The sequence below is a fragment of the uncultured Gemella sp. genome (genome assembly GCF_963525165.1).
GTDB lineage: Bacteria > Bacillota > Bacilli > Staphylococcales > Gemellaceae > Gemella.
Genome location: NZ_CAURJN010000025.1, coordinates 1 through 21,651, shown reverse-complemented (window position 1 = coordinate 21,651; position 21,651 = coordinate 1). Strand labels below are relative to the sequence as shown.

The window sequence follows — 21,651 nt, the reverse complement described above, 5'->3', positions numbered from 1 at the left end:
TAAAAGTGCTTACAAAAATAAGCAATTTTATTGTATAAAAAAATACTAGAGCCAATCCGGAGATTAGCTCTTCAAAAGTATTATTATCAGTATGTTTGCTGGTTTACTTCACAGCTGAAGTTCTTGGTAAAGATCTAAGACCTTTGTTAGGTTCTGCTTTTTTAGTTGGTGCAGTTGTTTTTTTAGCTGGTACGAATACTCTCTTACCATCTTCTCCAGTTACCCAAACACCACCATTTTCGTTAGCAGTATGTTGGTGACCACGTTTAGCTAGTTGATCTCTTAATTCGTTATCAACATCTGGGCTAAGGTGACCTGGATCAGTATCAGTAGCACCTACGAATGGCTCAAATGGTTTATCAGAACCTGGTTGTGTACCTTCTAAAGCTAAAGCTGAAGATCCTCCAGCTACTAATAATCCTGCTGCAGTGAATACAGTTAATAATTTTTTCATGATATATTCCTCCTTTCCTTAAAGCTATATCCATTATATATATATATATATATTGTCAAGAGTTATTAATAAAAAAAATTATTTTTTAGAAAAAAATTAATAATTTATGTAAATTTTGTGTGTTACTTAAAGTAGTAATTAAATATAGTCTAATTATATATAAAGTTTTACTTAAGATATTATTGTAAATACATTAATAGAAAAGAAAATTTATTTTTGATTTTTCTATTAATATATGATAGAATTATTAATCATAAATAAAATAAAAGAGGGATATACCAGTGAAAATTTTAAGAGAAATTATGGAGTGGGTAGTAGTTGTAGTAGTTTCTATTGCTATTTATCTTCTTATAAGCACATATCTTATCGCACCTTTTACTGTAAAAGGACATTCGATGGACTATACTTTTGCTGATAACGATAAAGTTTTCGTTAATAAATTCAGCAAAAATTTTGAGCGTGGAGATGAGGTTGTCTTCCATGCAAATGAAACTGACGATTATATTAAACGTATAATCGGAGTTCCAGGAGACACTATAGAATACAGAAATGATGTACTATATGTAAATGGTCAAAAAGTTGAAGAGCCATACTTAGCTCAAAAAATTAAAGAAGCTAAAGCTTCTGGAACTGCACCATTTACACCAGATTTTAATATTGAATTTTTAAGTAGTACAAAATCTAAAACTGTGCCTGAAGGTACGTACTTCGTATTGGGGGATAACAGACAACACAGTACAGATAGCCGTGTGTTTGGATTTGTTAAGAAAGAAGCAATGATTGGGAAAGTAAGTTTAAGATACTATCCATTTAGTTCATTCAAATTCTTTTAATAATTACTAAAAGAAAAATTTAATATATCAAATTGTTTTAGTTGCTAAAAATTTAGCGTTATGCTAGAATAATATACGGGCACTCTTAAAGAGTGATTTAAGAAACCACCCCCTGCGATAATTTCGTAGGGGGTTTATTATTTTTAATAGAAGGAGAACACAATGACAAAGTATATTTTTGTAACAGGTGGAGTAGTATCATCATTAGGAAAAGGTATTGTAGCGGCATCAGTAGGTCGTGTATTAAAAAATAGAGGATTAAAAGTAACATTACAAAAATTTGATCCATATTTAAACGTTGACCCAGGAACAATGAGTCCATATCAACACGGAGAAGTTTTCGTTACAGAAGATGGAGCTGAGACTGACTTAGACTTAGGGCACTATGAAAGATTTATCGATGTTAACTTAGGACAATATTCTAACGTAACTGCAGGACGTGTTTATTCTTCAATTATTGAAAAAGAACGTCGTGGAGATTATTTAGGAGGAACAGTTCAAGTAATTCCTCACGTAACAAATGAAATCAAATCACGAGTATTACTAGCAGGGGAATCTAGTGATGCTGATGTTGTTATTACAGAAATCGGTGGAACAACAGGAGATATCGAATCTTTACCATTTTTAGAAGCAATTCGTCAAATTCGTAGTGATTTAGGACGTGAAAATGTATGCTTTATTCACTGTACATTATTACCGTATATTAAAGCTGCAGGAGAAATGAAAACTAAACCGACACAACAATCTGTTAAAGAACTACGTGGTTTAGGTATTCAACCAGATATTATTGTAGTTAGAAATGAACTTGCTCTAAACGATGAATTACGTGCTAAGATTTCATTATTCTGTGATATTCCGAAACAAAATGTTATTGAAAGTCGTGATGTAAGTAATTTATATCAATTACCAGTAAATCTTAAAGCTCAAAAAATCGACGATATCGTCTTAAAACATTTTGGATTAACTGCACCAGAAGCGGATATGACGGAATGGTTAGCGTTAGTTGATAGAGTAGATAACTTAAAAGAAGATGTGAGAATCGCACTAGTAGGTAAATATGTAGAACTTCACGATGCTTACATCTCAGTTGTAGAATCTCTAAAACATGCAGGGTATAAACACAATGCTAAAGTGAAAATTGATTGGATTCAATCTGAAGATATTACAGAAGAAAATGTTCATGAGTATCTTAAAGATGCAGATGGAATCCTTGTACCAGGTGGATTTGGTGATCGTGGAGTTGAAGGTAAAATTACTACTATTAAATACGCACGTGAAAACAAAGTTCCGTTCTTCGGTATTTGTTTAGGTATGCAACTTGCTGCTGTTGAGTTTGCACGTAACGTGTGTGGTTTAACTGGAGCACATTCTTCAGAATTAGATCCAAACACACCATACCCAATTATTAACTTACTACCTGACCAAGAAAATGTTGTAGAAATGGGAGGAACTTTACGTTTAGGAAGTTACCCATGTACATTAACAGAAGGATCTGTAGCTCACAAAGAATATGGAGAAATCAATATTACTGAGCGTCACCGTCACAGATATGAATTCAATAACTTCTATCGTGATCGTTTAACTCAAAAAGGAATGGTATTATCAGGTGTTAGTCCAGATGGTAAGTTAGTTGAAATCGTGGAAATTCCTGAACACCCATGGTTTGTAGCTGGTCAATTCCACCCAGAATTTAAATCGCGTCCGGAAAAAGCACACCCATTATTCGCTGGGTTCATTAAAGCAAGTTTAGAAAATAACAGATAAGAATTTCTACTATAAATTATGAAATTATTAGATTTAATAACTGACCTTGAAGAAAATCGTAATGAACTTCTTGCAGAATCAATGTCAAAGTATATGCAAGATAAGTTTAGATTTTTAGGTGTACGTGGTGCAACCAGAACAGAAATTTATAAAAAATATTTTCCAGATGCTAGAAAGAATAAAGTAATAGACTGGGATTTTGTTGAGAGATGTTGGAATAAAGAAGAGAGAGAATTTCAATATGTAGTTGTTTATTATTTAAAGGCAATGCAGAAATTCTTAAAACGTGATGATATTTCAAGATTAAAATATCTAATAGTGACAAAATCATGGTGGGACACTGTTGATTTACTTGCTAAGGTCGTAGGTAGCTTGGTTCTTCGTATCGAAGGTTATGATCAAATAATGCTAGAGTGGAGTAAGGATAGTAATATTTGGTTAAAACGAGTAGCTATTTTGTATCAACTGTCACTTAAAGAAAAAGTAGATAAACAAGTTTTAGAAAGAATTTTAGTAAACAACCTAGGTGATAGTGAATTTTTTATTAATAAAGCTATAGGTTGGGCACTTCGAGATTATTCAAAATTTAATCCAGAGTGGGTTAGAGAGTTTATAGAAAAAAATAAAAATGGTATGGCTAACCTAAGTATAAGAGAGGCTAGCAAGTATCTAGATAAGTAAGAGAAAAGAGTGGTTTTTAATCGCTCTTTTTCTATTTTTAAGGTGAAAAATTTAAATAATAACTAATATTTAGTGGAATCGATAGTATATTTGTTCTGATTATCATATATAATGAACTAAGATATTACGATTATCACAAAGAAGTTAATGATTTCTCTTTTTTCATTATTAAGAAAATGTTATACTATTAATAAAAGATAAATTTGGAAGTGACTCGAAAATCATGATTTAGTAGAAACAAGATTTTGTCGAGTTACCTCGGTAAAATACTGAAGTAAATATGAAGGATTTGGAAAAATGAAGAGAATGATTACAAGTTTTCTTATAGTGACTCTTTCTATTGTGCTATTGATAATACTTCCCTTTGTTTTAAAAACTCAACAAGAGGAGTATATTGACTTTTCAGAAGTTACAGAAACTGTTGATAATAGTACTAAGGATGATGAAACTTTAAGAATTGGATTGATATCTGTAACTGGTGATAATAAGAGCTATATCTTGGAGAAAGAACTAGCTAATTATATCGGTGAAAAGTTGAACAAAAAAGTGAAGCTAATACAGAAAAAAAGTTATAGAGATATAAATGTATTATTAAAAAATAACAAGATAGATGTAGCATTCTTATCGACAGGGGCATATTCGCTATATGAAGATAAAGAGTCATTAGAACTTTTAGCTAGACCTAATAGGGGAAAAACATACTATCATCCTATAGTTATTGCGAAAAAGGATTCTAATATAAATACTATCGATGATTTAAAGAGCAAGAGTTTTGCTTTTGTTGATACTTATAGTTATTCTGGATATTTAGCGATGAATGATTATTTGAAAAAAAATGGTATGTCTGTGAATAAGTTTTTCAGTAACAGTTATTTTACTCATAGTCATGAAGAATCGATAAATCAAGTAGCAAATGGAACTGTTAAAGCTGCAATTGTTGATGACTGGGCATTACAGTATCTTTATAATAATTTTCCAGATACAGCACTTAATATAAAAATAGTAAAAACATTCCCTGAAGTAGCAACAGGACCAGTAGTAACTCACAAAAACTATGAAGAAAAAGATAAACTTAAACAAATATTACTATCTATAGAAAAAGATAGTTCTATAAAGAATACATTATCACAGCTTCAAATAGAAAAGTATGAAGAAACAAAGGCTAGCGATTATCCTAATTTAATAAGTGAGGATTAATATATGGCAAAATTAAAGATAAAAAATAAAATTATTATATTTTTCGTTGTAATTTATACTATATATTTAGGTGTAATATTAGCCTATACGTATGTTAATAATAAAGATATTTTGGAAAGTGCACTTAAAGATAGAATTACACAGACTTACTATCAATTGTCAGGAAATATTTCAGAAAATATAAAAACAGAAAACACGTATGAAATACATCAAAAAATACATAGTGCTTCATTGAATAGCGAAGTTGCGTATATTATTGTCTACGATAATGAAAAAAATATATTAGGTAAGACGTTGAAAGAAGTTCCGCAAAAGATTGCCACTTTTAGCGATGAACAGTTAAATAATTTTAAAAAATATAGAAGTTCAAGAGGAGAATTATTAGAGTATATTTCTCCTATAGATGATGTTAATATAGGGTATGTAAGAGTCGGATTTTATACAAAAAATATTTATATGAAGACGTATAGTCAGTTTTTAAGAATATTGATTTTGAATATGATAGTATTTGTGATGTTATTAGTTATCGCATATTATGTTTCAAAACTAATAGAAAGACCAGTACAAGATTTAACTTCTGTGACTGATGAGATTATTCGAGAAGGTGATTATAGAACAAAAATAGAGAAAGAAAATTATAGTCGTGATTTCCATGTTCTTGTCAGTTCCATAAACGAAATGGTTGAAAATAATAAAAAGAATAAGAAGTTAAATAACTACCTATTGAATAAAATATTTAGAATTCAGGAAGAAGAGAAAAAGATGCTTTCGAGAGAACTTCATGATGAAGTAAGTCAATCTTTAGCTAGTTTACTATTTCTTATAAGTAATTTAGTTGATAAAGAAAGTGACCAGAAGAAAAAAGAACGTTTATTATTAATCCAGTCAGAAATAGAAAATAGTTTAAGTAACATTAGAAATATAGCTGTTAATTTGCGACCGCCTAGTTCAGAGCTGAGTTTAGGTGAAGTAATATGTAAATATATAGAAGATTATAAAAATTTATATGGTATAGATGTTGATTTTTATACAAATTATGAAGGTGGTAAAAATAATAATTTTGATATTACTCTTTATCGTATTGTTCAAGAATCATTGTCTAATATAAAAAGACACTCAGGAGCTACAGAAGTACAAATAAAATTATATGAAAATACAGACTATATAATACTTACTATTGCTGATAACGGAGTAGGATTAACAAAAGAGCGTGTAGAATTAGCAAAAGAACAAGGACGTTTAGGGATTTATGGTATTCAAGAAAGGATTTTTGATTTTTCTGGAGAATTTAAACTATTAAAAAATGATAAGTATTCTACGATATTAATGTGTAGATTTAAAACGGAAATGATAACTGAGGAGCAGGCTAATGAAGATATTATTAATTGATGATCATAAATTGATAAAATTAGGAATTAAAGTCCTTTTAGAAGATAACGAAGAATTTAGTGTTATTGGTGATTGCGCAAGTAAAAAAGAATTTTTAGAAAAAATTAGCAATTACTCTTACGATCTTTTCATATGCGATATTTCGCTACCCGATGGAAGTGGCTATGATATATTAGAAATAATAAAAGAAAAAAAATTAAATACGAAAGTAATTATTTTAAGTATGCATGAAGACAAATCTTACATGAAGAAAGCATTTAAATTAGGAGCTTCGGGTTATGTAACTAAGAGTACTGCTCATGAGGAAATACTCCATGCTATAGATAAAGTTATGTTTAAAAATGATATATACCTAAATGAAAAATACGCTACAATTTTCTATGAATTATTTAAAGAAGATAAGGAAATAGAACTTAGTGAAAGAGAAAAAGAGGTAGGACGATATATTGTTGAGGGTTATACATTAACTGATATTGGAGAAAAATTGTTCTTAAGTGTAAAAACTGTAGATACGTATAAAAAACGCCTTATGGAAAAAACTAATACGAAGAAAAGAAGTGAATTAGTAGAGTATTTAAAGTCAAACTTAATATTATAGTAATAAACATAAAGAAAAATACGAGCTGACCCAAAAGTCCTAAAATTTAACAAAGCTTATATGATAACTCATAGACGCAGTGGTTTATTGATATCTAAATTCGCTTTATAAAAGCTTTTTAGATATCTAATAAACTGTGCAGGAGTGACTTGACAAAATCTTGTTTCTTCAAAATCATGATTTTGTCAAGTCACTTCCATTTTTCTTTATAAAAAAACATCTCTATCAGTTTAAGGAGAATCAAAAATCTTTTCTGATAGAGATGTTTTTCATATTAGTTTTCTAATTGTTTAGATGTTTTCTTGAATAATGTTAATGCGATGAATACGAATGCTAGTACACAAGAAATGATTAATGCGTAGAAACCTCCGTTCCATCCGAACACGTCAACAAGTTTACCCATTACATAACCAGCACTTGCTGATCCAAGTAGGTAACCGAATAGTCCAGTAAGACCAGTAGCTGTACCTGTAGCAACACGTGGAACTAAGTCCGCTGCTTGAAGACCAATCATCATAACAGGTCCGTAGATTAAGAATCCGATAGCTACTAGACAGATGTTGTCGATAAGTGGGTTACCTGGAGGGTTTTTCCAGTAAATGAATACTGCAACAAGAACTCCTGTTAAGAATAATAACATTGGAGGAGCACGGTGTCCTTTGAACACTTTGTCACTTAAGTAACCACTAGCTAACATACCGAAGATACCAGCATATTCATATAAGAAGTAAGCCCAGCTTTGTTTGTCAACAGAGAAGTGTTTCACTTCTTTTAAGTATGTTGGAGCCCAGTCGATAATTCCGTAACGAACGAAGTATACGAATACGTTAGCAACTGCGATAGCCCATAGGAATTTGTTGTTAATAATGTATTTAAAGAAGATATCTTTTGCTGATAATGTGTGAGCAGATTCAACTTTTTCTACAATTTTTTCACCTTTCCATTCATCTACAGGTGGTAAACCTTCAGATTCTGGAGTATCTTTCATTAGGTAGAACATGATAATTGCTAAGATAATAGCAATAGTTGCTGGTAAGTAGAATAATGATTGCCAAGCACCAAAAACAGAAAGTCCTACAAGTGCAAGAGGTCCGATTAATCCACCACCAAGGTTGTGAGAAACGTTCCACCAACTCCACCAAGCACCACGCTCAGAAGCTGAGAACCAGTTAGTCATTGTTTTAGCACCAGGTGGGTAACCCATACCTTGGAACCATCCGTTAAGTGCTGATAAGAAAATCATTAATGTTAATGAAGATAGCACTGCAGGAACAAGACCAAAAATTAAGCTGACAGCAGCAGAAGCAACTAAACCAATTGTGATAAAGTACTTAGGATTACTTCTGTCTGATACGTTACCCATGATGAATTTACTGAAACCATAAGCTAATGATAGAGCAAGTGAAACTTTCCCTAAGTCAGCTTTAGAGTAACCGTATTGGTCAATTAAATAAGGGATAGCAAGTGAGAAGTTTTTTCTAATTAGATAGTACGCTGCGTATCCAATGAATACCCCTGAGAATACTTGCCATCGAAGTCTTTTATATTCAGCATCTGTACGAGCACTTTCAATTCTCGGTTTAGGCGCTGAAGCTTTTAAAAATGAGAACATATAAAATTCCTCCTTAACTTCAATTATGTATAATATTAAATTAAAATAGTTTTTATAGTAATAAAACCTGTTTATTAAGTAGTTTTATAGCAATTTTTAAAATTTTTAGTTGCTTACTTATTTAAACTATTTAACTTATAAAACCATTATATACAACAGGAAAACGTTTGTAAATGGTAATACATAAAGTTTTTATCTTTTAGAAAATACCTTACACTTAAAGTAGGAAAAAATCCTACAACTGTTAAAATTGATAAGTCAATTGCAACATAGTATAATGTCTTTATCATATAATTGACTTATCAATTAAAAAGGAGAAAAATATGAATGTAAAAGAATATGTAAAATTATTGCATGACATAAAAATATTAGAAAGAAAAGTTGTGGATATATTTGAAAAGAAATTGGGAATTAGTTTAACCAGATTCCAAATAATTAAATATTTGTATGAAGTTGATGTTGCAACACCTAAGAAAATAGCACAAATATTAGAAATAGATGCTGCAGCTATAACAAGACATTTAAAAAAATTAGAGGAGGGAGGATATGTAAGAAAAAAACGTAATGAAGATAATAACAGAGAAGTGTTAGTTGAGATTACAGAATTTTCTAAGAGTAAGATAGATCAGTGCGTGAAAGAAACTGATATTAGAGAATTTATTGGTCCAGAATTTACCAAGGAGGATTTTAAACAGTTGGTAATTTTACTTAATAAGTTCAATAATAATTTAATTTAAAAAAGGGGTATAAAGATGAGTATAATAACAACAATTTTAACAGTATTAGTAGCACTACTATTTTTCTATATTATGTATTTAGAGACCTTTGCTACAGATTCAGATGCTACAAGTAGAGTGTTTAATATAGATAAGGAGGAACTTCAAAGACCTAATTTAAATGTTTTATTTAAAAATCAAGGCGTATATAATGGTTTAATCGGGATAGGATTACTATATGGGAGATTTTTATCAAAAAACCCAAAAGAAATCGTAGAAATGCTATTAGTTTATATTATTTTAGTAGCTATTTATGGTGGTTTAACAAGTGATAAAAAAATTATTTTAAAGCAAGGTGGATTACCAATCTTAGCTTTAATTTCATTATTTTTATAGAGGTATATTAGTATGAAAAATACAGCAGTAATTATTGGGGCAACTGGAGCAGTAGGTAGAGAAATAGTAAATGAGATATTAAGAGGTGAATATTATGATAGAATTTATATTTTAGGAAGAAATTCTATCAGTAAATTACCTGATGATAGTAGGTTGGCAAAGATAATTATAGATTTTAACAATATAGATTTTGATATGGATGTATTAGAAAATGCAGATGTCTTTGCAACTCTTGGAACAACAATGAAAATAGCAGGTTCAAAAGAAAATCAAAGAAAGATTGACGTTGACTATACTATAAATTTTGCTAAACTTTGTGAAGGAAAAATTAGAAGTTTTAACGTTGTTTCAGCAATAGGTGCTAATAGCAAGTCGAAAAACTTCTATAATTCACTAAAAGGTGAACTAGAGGATAAATTAAAAGAGATGAATCTTGGAATGCTTAGAATTTTTCAGCCGTCTCTACTCATTAGCAAGAGAGAAGACGGGAGATTTCTTGAAGAATTATTTATAAAAATTTCGCCGTTATTCAAATTTTTACTAAAAGATAAAATGAAAAAGTATAGTCCAATAGAGGCTAGTTTATTAGGAAAAGTAATAGTTCGTTTCACAACTGAAAATAAAGGTGAAGGAACATATACTTATAATGATTTTTAGAAGGGTGTGACTCGAAAATCACGATTTCGTAGAAACAAGATTTTGTCGAGTCTTCCCGAAAAGCTTATGAATTTTCTTGTAAACTTTTTTAATTTAGAGCTTTTGGCTCAACGCCTTTTAAATATAAGGGAAAATAAAAAGGGAGTAATATAAAAAATCTAGAAATAATTGATAGTTATTATCATTTATTTCTAGATTTTGTTTTTTGTTTATTGTACAATATAAATATAACATATATTAAGGAGTGATATTATGAAGAAGGAAATGGGGCACAAATTTTTAAAAAATTTAGGTGAAACTAGATTGAGACCTGGAGGAATCAAAGGTACCAATTTTTTGTTTGCTCATATAGAATTTAAAAAAGGTGACAGGATTCTAGAAGTTGCTTGTAATAGGGGGGTAAATCTTCTTGCCTTAGCTAAACAATATCCAAAAACTACTTTTATAGGAATAGATGTGGATAAAGTAGCAATATTAGAAGCACAACTTGAGGCGATGAAAAATAATCTTAGGAATATTGAATTTATTAGAGCCGATGCCTTTCATTTAGAATTTTCGGACAATAGTTTTGATTATATTATTAATGAAGCGATGTTAACTATGTTTAGTAATAAAAGTAAGACTAAGGCACTAAGTGAGTATTATAGGGTATTGAAACCAGGTGGATTACTATTAACTCATGATATCTTATTGCTGAACAATTACGAGAAAACAAAAAAACAATTATCTGATGCGATTAATGTAAATGTATCACCATTATCTAAAGAGGACTGGTTATCGTTATTTGAAGAAGCGGAATTTAAAACGGTCAATTATATGCATGACAAACTGACACTACTTACAGTATCGGGACTATTGGCAGATGAAGGGGTAATAAATTTACTAAAAATAATTAAGAACGGTTTTAAAAAAGATAACAGAAAGCAATTTATTAAAATGGGAATAACTTTTAAAAAATTAGAAAAAGATATGAATTTTATTTGTTTTGTTAATAAAAAAGTTTTATAATAAGAGTAAGAAAACGTTTATATAGGAAATATTTATAGAGATAAAATTATAATAAGGAGAATTAGTATGAGTGTAGGAATAATTTTTGAAGAAGCGGGATTGTTAAAAAAACATGACAGATTTAAATTAGTAAAAAAAGTAGGTAAACAAGGTGAACTAATAGCAAAACATAACCATCCAGAAGCCTTGGTAGTATTTACTTGTGTTAAAGGAGAAGTTAAGGTGTACTTAAATGATGATGAAGTACATATTGTTGAACCAGGGAAAGTTCTTCATTTTGATGGGAATAATTACATTAATGCAGAGTTTTTAGAGGATGGGGAAGTATTTGTAACCTTAATTCATAAATAATTTCTAAAATTATCATGAGGTATTTGATAGATAAAATTGTATAAAATTAGAGTCTTCCAAGTGTTTTTATAGCAATCTAAATTATTATTTTAAGGGAGGATATATTATGTTAAATCAAGTAATATTAATAGGAAGACTAGTTAAAAAACCAGAATTAAAAGAAAGTGATAAGAAAGTAAACTATATTAAAGCAACATTAGCTGTTCAATCTGATTTTAAAAATAAAGATGGAAATTACGATACAGAATTTTTTGAGTTTACTACTTTTGGTAAAACTGCAGAAAATACTGCTAAATATTGTGAAAAAGGAAGCTTGCTTAATATAGTAGGAAATCTGAATAATAATGTTTACACAGATAAAAATGGAGTAAAACATTATCAAATATCTATTATTGCTAATAAAGTTTCTTTTCTAAGTAAAGGAATGAAAAAAGAAGAACAAGAGTCAGAAGACGTATTTGTCTTAGGTCAATAAAAATAAATACTAATTTAGATTGCATAAATCTCTAACATAGGTTAAACTATGTTAGAGATTTATTTTTTTATTGCATTTTTTTTTTTTTTTTTCGTACAATAATGTATAAAAAAATAAAATTTATTAATAGAAAGGAAGCTATATTATGGAAGAAATCAAAGTGAAATATTTTAAAGAAGGAAAATTGATGACAATTCCTAAAAAAGAAAAGAATAAGATACCTGTGCTTCAGTTAGTTTTACAGATGTTAAAGGAAAAATCATTAGAGTTTACTGAGAAAGAATTAAATGAAGCAATTAAGGAGATTTATCCAGATTATTCTCTAATTAGAAGATATCTTGTTGATTATAAGTTCTTAGAAAGAGATAATTATGGGAAAATGTATAAGATAGTAGGGGAAAAAGATGAATAATACCAAATTTTATTATTTGTATAGTATTTTATCTACAACAGCACTATCATTCTTTAATCCGATTTTGTATATTTATCTGTTGTCAAAAGATTTCTCTTTTACTGAAGTTGGGCTATATTTATCGATTTTTTGGTTGGCTTCATTTATGACTGAGCTTCCGTGTGGGGCAATCACTGATAATATCGGAGCAAAAAATAGTATTCTGCTAAGTGTGGTTTTTAGGGTTGTTGGATTAATATTGTTGCTTAGCAATAGTTTGATATTATTATACATATCTGCAATATTATCTGCCATTGCCGAGTCATTTCAATCAGGAACTTTAACAAGTTGGCTGGTCAATGTTAACAATAAAAACAATGAAGAAATAGATATAGATAAAGTTCTTTCTAGAAATTCGTTATATTCACTATTTTTCTCAGCGGTAATAGGGTTTATAAGTGCAAAGTATGTGTATGTTTATTATAAAAGTTTGTCGATAATATTGAGTATGTCAGTTTTTATTATTTCGTTTTTATTTACATATTTATTTATGAAAAAATTAGAACAGACACAAAAAATATCTATTGAGAAATTAAAAGGTTCAATAGTTACGGTGAAAAATTCGTTAAAAGAAACACTTTATGTAAAAAGTAGTGTATTTCTTATGATACTGTTTGTTATTCCTTCTATTTTAGATCTTGGACCATCAAATCAGTGGCAAGCTGTATTTGAAAAGTTAGATGCAGATATTATCGGTTATGTTTGGGTAGGAATCTCAGTTAGTGGAATGTTAGGAAGTGTAATATATGAAAAATTATCAAATAGATTATCAAAGTTACGCATTTTATATTTCTTTGTAATTGTAAATCTTGGAATGCTATTAATGTTTATTTTTATTCAAAATGTATATGCTAAGTTTGTACTATTTATGTTATATATTGTATTTTTCACTTTAATGGGTATACAGGTCAGTGTATTTATGCATAAATATTTGGTGAAAAGTGATGAAAATAGAACGACTACAGTTTCTATATTTTATACTTTTGAATCTATCATTGTAGCAGTATTATTATCTGTAAATGGAGTGTTAACTGATAAAGTAGGAATAGAAAATACATGGTTAGCATTTATGGCACTGGTAGGAGTAATAATTTTATCATTTATGTTTGTCAAACTGAAAAAGAGAAGAATTAAATAGTTAAACAATTAATTTAACGATGGGGATAGTCTAAGAATCCTAAATTAAAAAATTTTTTATATGAGAATTAATAGCCGAAGTAGGTTATTGATATCTAATACACTTTGCAGGGATGATTCTATAAAATCGATTTTTCCAAAATCACGATTTTTGAGTCATTCCTTTTTTTTGTAAAGGTAAACAATTTATATTGCTTATTAATTAAATTAATAGTAAAATAATTAGTATAAACTTATATACAAGGAGTTCATATTGTGAAAAAATACAAATTATCAATATTATTAGCAAGTGCAGTATTAGGAGGAGTAGGTGCTACTTACTTATCTGCAGAAGTGAATGAAGTTTCTGCAGCTGAGGTTAAAACAGAAGTAGTGACGCCTGCTACTACAACAGATAAAAATGAAGGTACACCGGCTGGAGCAACTGCATCAGCAGCGCAAGTAATAGCACCTAAAGAAGTAAAAAATATAGGTGAAGTGCAAGGAGAAAGTCACGAGAGTCCTTTAGTTGGTAAAGAAGTAGTTATAAACAATGTTGTTGTAACTAAAACTGATAAAACAGGATTCTATATTCAAGATAAAGTTTCTGATAATAATCCAAGAACATCTGATGCAATCTATGTTGCTTCAAAAGATAAAGTAGAATCAGGTGATTTATTAAAAGTTCAAGGAACTGTTAAAGAAGGTTATATGGAAGAATACTCTGTAAAACCAGGTCAAACTTTTAAAAAACCAGCAGGTAGCTTAACAGTTACTCAAATCATTAACGCTACTATAACAAAATTAGGAAAAGCAGAATTACCAAAAGCATTAAACATTTCTGAGAAAATGCCAAAAGATGTAGTGGATAATACACCAACTAAATATAATCCAGAAACTGAAGCATTAGACTACTGGGAAAGTCTAGAGGGGATGCGTGTAGAAGTAACTAAACCAAAAGTTACTGGTCCACAATATAAAGGTGATATTTATGTATTACCAGGAGACTACAAAGGTCAAAAACTTAACAACATCGGTGGAGTGAATCTTCGTCCAGGTGTACAAAATACAGAAGTCTTACCAATAACTGTTGGAAATACATTTGTAGCTAAGGCGAAAGACTACTTTAATGACAATATCTCAGGAGTAGTTACTTATAGAAATAAAACATACAAAATTGATCCAACGGCTGTACCAACACTACAAGATGGTGGATTAAAACGTGAAGTTTCAAAAATTTATCCTGCTGAAGATAAATTAACTATCGCTTCATATAATATTGAAAACTTCTCAGCTAATAACAGTGGTCATGATGAAACACCAGAGGAAAAAGTAGATAAAATAGCTAATTCATTTATCAAGGAAGTTCACAGTCCTGATATTATTACTCTAATCGAAGTTCAAGATAACAATGGTGGAGTTAGCGATGGAACTGTTGATGGAGTTAAGAGTGGAGAAAAATTAGCTCAAAGAATTAAGAGTTTTGGTGGACCAGATTATAAATATACTGAAATAGCTCCAGTTGATGGAAAAGATGGTGGGAAACCAGGTGCTAACATTAGGGTAGCTTACTTATATAATCCTAAGAGAGTAACTCTAATTGGTAAAGAAAAAGGTGGAAGTGAAGAAGCAGCACGTTTTGTAAATGGACACCTTGAGAAAAACCCAGCTAGAGTTGATCCAACAAGTGTTCACTTTGAAAAAGTTAGAAAATCATTAGCTGCTGAATTTGAATTTAAAGGTGAGAGAATAGTAGTAATCGCAAATCACTTAAAATCAAAATTAGGAGACGATGCAATCTATGGTTCAAATCAACCATCAGTAGAAAATACAAAAGCAAAACGTATTGAAGAGGCTAAAATTCTTAATGCATTCATTAAAGAAGGATTACGTCAAAATCCTAACTTAAAATTTGTTCTTACAGGTGACTTCAATGACTTCGAATTTTCAGATAGTGTTAGAACAATCGTAGGCAATGAACTTGTTAACTTAATGGCTGAACATGAACAAGGAGACAGATACTCATACTTTTACCGTGGAAGTAACCAAAGTTTAGACAATATTTTAATTTCTAAAAATATCAAGGATAAAGTAGTATTTTCTCCTGTACACATTAATGCTTCGTTTATGGAAGAGCATGGACGCGCTTCTGACCATGATCCTGTAGTTGTGCAAATCGACTTTAGTAAGAAATCAGAGTCAACTACTCCAACTCAACCAGGCACTCCAGGCGCTGAAACACCGGCCGACAAACCTGCCGATAAACCAGGTACTCAATTAGCAACTCAATCTGTTACATTATCAGATGGTCTAACAGTTAAGGTTGACTACGTTGATACAAAATTTGAAGGTGCTAAATTTGTAGCTGAAGAAATTACAGGTGCTGAAGCTGACAGAGTTAAAGGATTAGTAAAAGACTTAAATCCTAACCTAGAAGTAGTGAAAACATTAGAACTTCACTTCGAAAAAGACGGTAAAGAACTAAAAGCAACAGGTGAAGAACGTATAGTTACTCTAGCTTTAGCAGCTGGCAAAGGTAGAACACTAGAAGTATATCATGTTGATGGTAATACATTAACAAAAGTTGATAGCGACTACTCAAATGAAGTACTTACATTCAGAACAAATCACTTCAGTACATTTACTATAGTCTCTGTGCCAAAATCTGTTGGAACAACTTCAGAACAAGCTCCAGCATCTAAAGCTGAGTCAAAAACTGAAAAAGTATTACCAAACACAGGTATCAACTCTTCTAGTACAGAAGTAGCAGGATTAGGACTGATTGCTTTAGTTGGACTTGCAGTTAGACGTAAACTTTCTAAATAATTAATTAACAAGTGAATAGGGAATATAGTTTATAAGTAAAAAATATACGTATTATGGGGCTGACCCAAAAGCCCTAAATTTTAACAAAGCGTATATGAGAACTCATAGACGCAGTGGTTTATTGATATCTAAATTCGCTTTATAAAAGCTTTTTAGATGTCTAATAAACTGTGCGGGGGTGACTCCACAAAATCGATTTCTTCGAAATCACGATTTTTGAGTCACTCCCACGTGTGTTATAGAGGCTTGAGAATAAGATTTTATAAAATCATTATTTTCAAGTCTTTTTTTGAGAAACAAGTATAATTATTAGAGAAAAAAGTCGAAATGTGTTAAAATTTTATAGTTAAGCAAAATAATGATTGAGAGGTATTAATCATGAAAACAGTGTTATTTATTGATAATCTTGAAGTATTTGCTAATCATGGATTATTTGAAGAAGAGAATAAATTAGGTCAGAAATTTATTTTTGACATAGAATGTGAACTTAATTATAAGAAAGCTATGTTCAGTGATGAAATGACAGATAGTATTAGTTATGCTGATATTGCAGAAGTTGTTGTGAAAACTACTACGACTAATACATTTAATTTGCTTGAAAGATTAGCTGGAGAAATTTTGAAAAATATTTTTACTGAATTTTCTCAAATAGAAAATATAAATTTAAAAATTAATAAACCAGGAGCACCGATAAAATATCATTTTGAAAAATGCGGTGTAGAAGTAAAAACGTCACGTGAGGAGTTTTATAACTTATAATGATTATACTAGCGTTAGGAACTAATATAGAACCAAGAGAACAGTACTTAAAAGATGCTTTAACCAAAATAGAAGAAAATAATCTTAAGATTGTTTTGAAAAGTAGTGTTTATGAAACACCTGCGTGGGGAGGAGTAGCTGATCAAAACTTCTTAAATATGTGTATAGAGGTAGAAACTGAATTAGAGGCATATGAAGTTCTAGATACGATTCAAAAAATAGAACTTGAATTGGATCGAGTTCGTAAGGAACACTGGGGTAATAGGACAATTGATATTGATATAATCATATTTGATGATTCAGTTTTTAATGATGAAAGATTAACTGTTCCACATAAATATATTCATGATAGAAACTTTGTTTTAGCTCCTTTAGTAGAAATATATGGCAGTATAGAGATAGCCGGGAAAAACATAAAAGAATCATTAGAGAAAATAACAGAACCGATAAGTGTATATAAAGAAAAATTGTAAAATGAAAGGATAAAGAATGTTTAAAATTAGAGAAGTAGAAATTCCAAATAGAGTTGTTTTAGCACCTATGGCAGGTGTATGTAATGCTGCATTCCGTTTAACAGCAAAAGAATTCGGTGCAGGATTAGTTTGTGCTGAGATGGTAAGTGATAAAGCTATTTTATTTAACAATAAAAAAACGATGAATATGCTATATATCGATCCAAGAGAGCGTCCACTAAGTTTACAAATCTTCGGCGGAGAGATTGAAACATTAGTGGAAGCGGCGAAGTATGTTGATAAGAACACTGAAGCTGATATTATTGACTTAAATATGGGATGCCCAGTACCAAAGATTACTAAAGTTGATGCTGGTAGTAAATTACTTCTTGATCCAGATAAGGTATATGAAGTAATAGCGAGATTAGTAGACTCTGTTTCTAAGCCTGTAACAGTAAAAATGCGTATGGGATGGGATGATGAGCATATTTACATAATGGATAACGCTAGAAATGCAGAGCGTGCAGGAGCTAGTGCTATTGCTATCCATGGTAGAACAAAAGTTCAAATGTACAGTGGTAAAGCTAACTGGGATGTAATTCGTGATGTGAAAAAAGAATTGAAAATTCCAGTAATTGGTAATGGAGATGTAACTTCACCAGAATTAGCGAAAAAGATGTTAGATGATACTAATTGTGATGCGGTTATGATAGGGCGTGCAGCTCTAGGGAATCCTTGGATGCTATATCGTACAGTTAAGTACTTAGAAACTGGTGAATTAACAGAAGAGCCAAGTCCAAGAGAAAAAATTGACGTTTGTCTACTCCACTTAAGAAGACTTATGGAAATTAAACCTGAAAAAGTAGCAGTACATGAAATGAGAAAACATGCTGCATACTACATGAAGGGTATTAAAGGCGGAGCAAAAGTTAAAAAAGAATTAAATACTTTAAACTCATATGCAGAGATGGAAAATCTATTCGGAGAATTTTTAGATTATCTTGAATCTGGGATTGCAGCTCCTAAAAAAGAAATAATCATTTAATGCATTGAATTATTTTTTAGAAAATAAAGAAAATAATGAAAGAGAGCTTATACAAAAAAATGTATGAGCTCTGTTTTTATGATTAAGATGTAGTTTTGAATTGTTTTGAAATATACTAAGATAAAGGTTTTTAAGTGAGTTCTTTAGAATGATAATTTATATTATTTTAGAATATTGTTTTATAAGCATTAAATATACTATTATAGTAAACTTTAATAACTTAAAAAATTATCTAGAAAATAGTAATTTAATGTGTTATAATTAAAGAAAAAAGAAAACGTTTTAAAAAAGGTGAGGTAGTTATATGACTAGAAAGGCAAAAATTATAGCAACTTTAGGAAATAGCACAGAAGGCCTATTAGAAGATATTGTAGCTAAAGGGGCAGATGCTGTATTAATAGATACATATTATGGAGACGCAGAAGAATGTGTTTCTAGAATTAATAAAATAAAAGAATTAAGAGAAAATTTAGATAGAAATACTGCGATAATTTATGACTTAGATCATATTTATGCAGAAAGTAAATATAAATTAATAAAAATAGAAGAAGAAAGTGTAAATTTCGCTTGCCAAAATGATGTCGATTTTATAGCTTGCCCATTTGTTAGTAATCTTGATGAAATTAGAAAGGTGAAAGATATTTTACAAGCTAACGACAAGAAAGACATTGGATTAATAGTGAAAATTGACTGTAAAGAAGCGTACGAGAATATTGATGAGATTATTCAATTTGCTGATTCTATTATGATAAATAGGGATGAACTTGGTATGGAATTACCATATCAAAATCTACCAAGTATTCAAAAAGAAATTATTCGAAAAGCAAATGATGCGACAAAAGAGGTAATATTAACAACTCAAATGTTGCACTCTATGATTTATAATCCTAGACCTACACGTGCTGAAGTTTCTGATGTAGCTAATGCAGTTATCGATGGTGTAGATGCAATAATGTTAATAGAAGAAACAGCTACAGGAAGTTATCCAAAAGAAGCATTAGAAACTGTTGATCGAATTATTACTTACATAGAGACTCAAGATATAGTTCTTGAAGAAGATGACGATGAATATAAAAACCATAAGATGGATATTGCTCATGCAGTTTCATTGTCTACTAAACATCTAATTGATTCTATTGACGTTAATAATATTGTAACTTATACAAAATCAGGAAGCACAGCTAAGTTTATTGCTAGATATAGACCGAAAGTACCGATTTTAGCAGTGGTTCCAACGAAACAAAAAGCTAGAAAATTAGCATTAACGAGAGGGGTAACAACATTTTTAGAAGAAAAAACTTTAACTATGGAAGAAATGTTGAATTTTGCACCAAAATTTGCTAAAGATTCAGGATTAGCTAAAGATGGAGATTATATTTTAGTAACAGCTGGTCAACCAGATTTAGGAAAAGATAATGTTCCACCAACAGATTTTGTGAATATTAGACAAGTATAAAGATTAAAAATTTATAAAAAACATAAGAAGGGGCTGATTCAAAAGCCCTAAAATTTAACGAAGTTCATATGAGAACTTATAGATGCAGTGGTTTATCGATATCTAAATTCGCTCTATAAAAGATTTTTAGATATCTAATAAATTATGTGGGGGTGACTCTAAAAAATTGATTTTTGAGTCACTCCCCTTTTTCTATAACTTTAAATGTTTATAATATTATGATTTGTATTTTATTGTAAAAATATTTTAAGTTTTAGATTAAAGATTTAAAAATTTTTTTAAGAAGAACTTTTATAGAAATTATGGTATAATTTAAGTTAGTGTTTAAATAAGGTAATATATTTTAGAAAGGAAAATTTTTATGAAAAATAATAAATCTTTACTTAGTAATATTGTGAAGTATGTTTTATTACTTGTAATCGTAGTTGGTGGAGGTTTTGGAATTTATTCATATATGAATAAAAACCCTACTGAACAGCAAATTAAAGTTGAAAAAAAAGTAGATTCTAATCAAGAATCTAAGAAAAAAGATGAGTATATAGTAGAACAAGCTGAAAAAGATTATTTATCTAATAAATTTAAAGAATTAAAGGCGATAAATAATGAGGTTATCGGTTATATGTATGTTCCTGGAGATGGTAAGGATTCTCTAAAAGAGCCAATACTACAAACTACTAATAATTCAAAATATTTGGAATATGATATAAATAATAGACCGGCTCACTTACTTGGTGCAGTTTTTATGGATTTTGAAAATAAACCTGGATTAGACCAAGGCGATGTAAAATGGGTATTCGGACATGCTCGTGCAGGAATTGAGGAGAAGAAGATAACATTAGATACAAGAGTATTCAACAATATGAATTGGTTTGCTAAAAAAGATTATTTTGACAGTCATAGAGTTGTAGTTATGGAAACTCCGGAAAGAAAATACTATTATGAAGTAACAGGAGTTAAAGTAGTTCATGAAGATACTAATTTATATCAAATACCAATAGCCGCTGATAAGAAGGAAATTTTTATTAATATGTTTAAAGATGGTGCAAGAAATTGGCTAGAGAATACAAAGATATCTGGTGATGATAATATGACAGTATTTGCTACATGTCGACTTGATGATGTTTCACTAAGAACATTAGTATTAGCTAGACAAGTACCGGATAACGAATTAAAAGAATTTTTAGAGAAAAACAAAGAATTATTAAATAGTTAATAAAAAGGAGACGACCTAAAGATTCTAAATTTTTAAAAAAGTCTATATGAGAATCAATAGACACAGTGGTTTATTGATATCTAAATACGCTTTTTAAAAGCTTTTTAGATATCTAATAAACTGTGTGGGGGTGACTCAACAAAATCGATTTTGATGTGTACCCAAAATTCTGGACACATATATATTTAGTTTAGACAAGTGG

Annotated in this window: 22 protein-coding genes; 20 read left to right on the top strand and 2 right to left on the bottom strand. The window is 29.9% G+C overall.

The window, feature by feature from the left end; all coding sequences use genetic code 11:
• Positions 1-103: 103 nt before the first annotated feature.
• The gene (locus RWQ74_RS06155) at positions 104-454 is read right to left on the bottom strand and encodes a hypothetical protein (protein ID WP_314397393.1); all 351 of its coding nucleotides are present in this window, start codon (positions 452-454) and stop codon (positions 104-106) included.
• Between the two features lie 281 nt (positions 455-735).
• Here RWQ74_RS06155 and lepB point away from each other — a divergent pair, with 281 nt between their 5' ends.
• The 6 genes from lepB to RWQ74_RS06125 all read left to right on the top strand — a co-directional run bounded on the left by lepB (position 736) and on the right by RWQ74_RS06125 (position 6,916).
• Positions 736-1,287, top strand: coding sequence for a signal peptidase I (gene lepB, locus RWQ74_RS06150; protein ID WP_314397392.1), 552 nt, complete (start codon positions 736-738; stop codon positions 1,285-1,287).
• 162 nt (positions 1,288-1,449) lie between these two features.
• Positions 1,450-3,051 (top strand): CTP synthase, encoded by a 1,602-nt coding sequence (locus RWQ74_RS06145; RefSeq protein WP_314160715.1) that lies wholly within the window; start codon positions 1,450-1,452, stop codon positions 3,049-3,051.
• 18 nt (positions 3,052-3,069) lie between these two features.
• The gene (locus RWQ74_RS06140) at positions 3,070-3,732 is read left to right on the top strand and encodes a DNA alkylation repair protein (RefSeq protein WP_314397391.1); all 663 of its coding nucleotides are present in this window, start codon (positions 3,070-3,072) and stop codon (positions 3,730-3,732) included.
• Between the two features lie 306 nt (positions 3,733-4,038).
• Positions 4,039-4,929, top strand: coding sequence for a phosphate/phosphite/phosphonate ABC transporter substrate-binding protein (gene phnD / locus RWQ74_RS06135; protein WP_314397390.1), 891 nt, complete (start codon positions 4,039-4,041; stop codon positions 4,927-4,929).
• Positions 4,930-4,932: 3 nt separating this feature from the next.
• Positions 4,933-6,318: a histidine kinase gene (locus RWQ74_RS06130; protein WP_314397389.1), complete on the top strand. Its 1,386-nt coding sequence runs from the start codon at positions 4,933-4,935 to the stop codon at positions 6,316-6,318.
• Entirely contained in the window at positions 6,299-6,916 is a 618-nt protein-coding gene (locus RWQ74_RS06125) for a response regulator transcription factor (protein WP_314397388.1), read from the top strand. The genes RWQ74_RS06130 and RWQ74_RS06125 overlap by 20 nt, the downstream gene beginning before the upstream one ends.
• Positions 6,917-7,190: 274 nt before the next feature.
• Here RWQ74_RS06125 and pgtP read toward each other — a convergent pair whose 3' ends face one another.
• A complete protein-coding gene (gene pgtP, locus RWQ74_RS06120) occupies positions 7,191-8,528 on the bottom strand; it encodes a phosphoglycerate transporter protein PgtP (RefSeq protein WP_314397386.1) in 1,338 nt (445 codons plus the stop codon).
• Positions 8,529-8,851: 323 nt separating this feature from the next.
• On the opposite strand from pgtP, the gene RWQ74_RS06115 reads away from it, so the two are divergent.
• From RWQ74_RS06115 to srtB, 14 genes are all read left to right on the top strand, one after another.
• Entirely contained in the window at positions 8,852-9,265 is a 414-nt protein-coding gene (locus RWQ74_RS06115; RefSeq protein WP_314397385.1) for a transcriptional regulator, SarA/Rot family, read from the top strand.
• Between the two features lie 15 nt (positions 9,266-9,280).
• Positions 9,281-9,640 carry a DUF1304 domain-containing protein gene (locus tag RWQ74_RS06110; RefSeq protein WP_314397384.1) on the top strand — a complete coding sequence of 120 codons (360 nt, stop codon included), beginning with the start codon at positions 9,281-9,283 and terminating at the stop codon, positions 9,638-9,640.
• 12 nt (positions 9,641-9,652) lie between these two features.
• A complete protein-coding gene (locus RWQ74_RS06105; protein ID WP_314397383.1) occupies positions 9,653-10,297 on the top strand; it encodes an NAD(P)H-binding protein in 645 nt (214 codons plus the stop codon).
• Between the two features lie 252 nt (positions 10,298-10,549).
• Entirely contained in the window at positions 10,550-11,305 is a 756-nt protein-coding gene (locus RWQ74_RS06100) for a class I SAM-dependent methyltransferase (protein WP_314397382.1), read from the top strand.
• Positions 11,306-11,371: 66 nt separating this feature from the next.
• Positions 11,372-11,656: a cupin domain-containing protein gene (locus RWQ74_RS06095; protein ID WP_314397381.1), complete on the top strand. Its 285-nt coding sequence runs from the start codon at positions 11,372-11,374 to the stop codon at positions 11,654-11,656.
• A gap of 106 nt (positions 11,657-11,762) precedes the next feature.
• A complete protein-coding gene (locus tag RWQ74_RS06090) occupies positions 11,763-12,131 on the top strand; it encodes a single-stranded DNA-binding protein (RefSeq protein WP_314397380.1) in 369 nt (122 codons plus the stop codon).
• A gap of 145 nt (positions 12,132-12,276) precedes the next feature.
• On the top strand, positions 12,277-12,543 hold the full coding sequence (locus RWQ74_RS06085; protein ID WP_314397378.1) for a DUF2087 domain-containing protein: 267 nt from the start codon (positions 12,277-12,279) through the stop codon (positions 12,541-12,543).
• The gene (locus RWQ74_RS06080; RefSeq protein WP_314397377.1) at positions 12,536-13,720 is read left to right on the top strand and encodes an MFS transporter; all 1,185 of its coding nucleotides are present in this window, start codon (positions 12,536-12,538) and stop codon (positions 13,718-13,720) included. The genes RWQ74_RS06085 and RWQ74_RS06080 overlap by 8 nt, the downstream gene beginning before the upstream one ends.
• A gap of 254 nt (positions 13,721-13,974) precedes the next feature.
• A complete protein-coding gene (locus tag RWQ74_RS06075; protein WP_314397376.1) occupies positions 13,975-16,524 on the top strand; it encodes an endonuclease/exonuclease/phosphatase family protein in 2,550 nt (849 codons plus the stop codon).
• 378 nt (positions 16,525-16,902) lie between these two features.
• A complete protein-coding gene (gene folB, locus RWQ74_RS06070) occupies positions 16,903-17,283 on the top strand; it encodes a dihydroneopterin aldolase (RefSeq protein WP_314397375.1) in 381 nt (126 codons plus the stop codon).
• Positions 17,283-17,756 carry a 2-amino-4-hydroxy-6-hydroxymethyldihydropteridine diphosphokinase gene (folK, locus tag RWQ74_RS06065; protein ID WP_314397374.1) on the top strand — a complete coding sequence of 158 codons (474 nt, stop codon included), beginning with the start codon at positions 17,283-17,285 and terminating at the stop codon, positions 17,754-17,756. The genes folB and folK overlap by 1 nt, the downstream gene beginning before the upstream one ends.
• A 16-nt stretch (positions 17,757-17,772) precedes the next feature.
• A complete protein-coding gene (dusB, locus tag RWQ74_RS06060; RefSeq protein ID WP_314397373.1) occupies positions 17,773-18,780 on the top strand; it encodes a tRNA dihydrouridine synthase DusB in 1,008 nt (335 codons plus the stop codon).
• 304 nt (positions 18,781-19,084) lie between these two features.
• Positions 19,085-20,236: a pyruvate kinase gene (locus RWQ74_RS06055; protein WP_314397372.1), complete on the top strand. Its 1,152-nt coding sequence runs from the start codon at positions 19,085-19,087 to the stop codon at positions 20,234-20,236.
• Positions 20,237-20,597: 361 nt separating this feature from the next.
• The gene (gene srtB, locus RWQ74_RS06050) at positions 20,598-21,449 is read left to right on the top strand and encodes a class B sortase, LPKTxAVK-specific (protein ID WP_314397371.1); all 852 of its coding nucleotides are present in this window, start codon (positions 20,598-20,600) and stop codon (positions 21,447-21,449) included.
• Positions 21,450-21,651 lie beyond the last annotated feature (202 nt).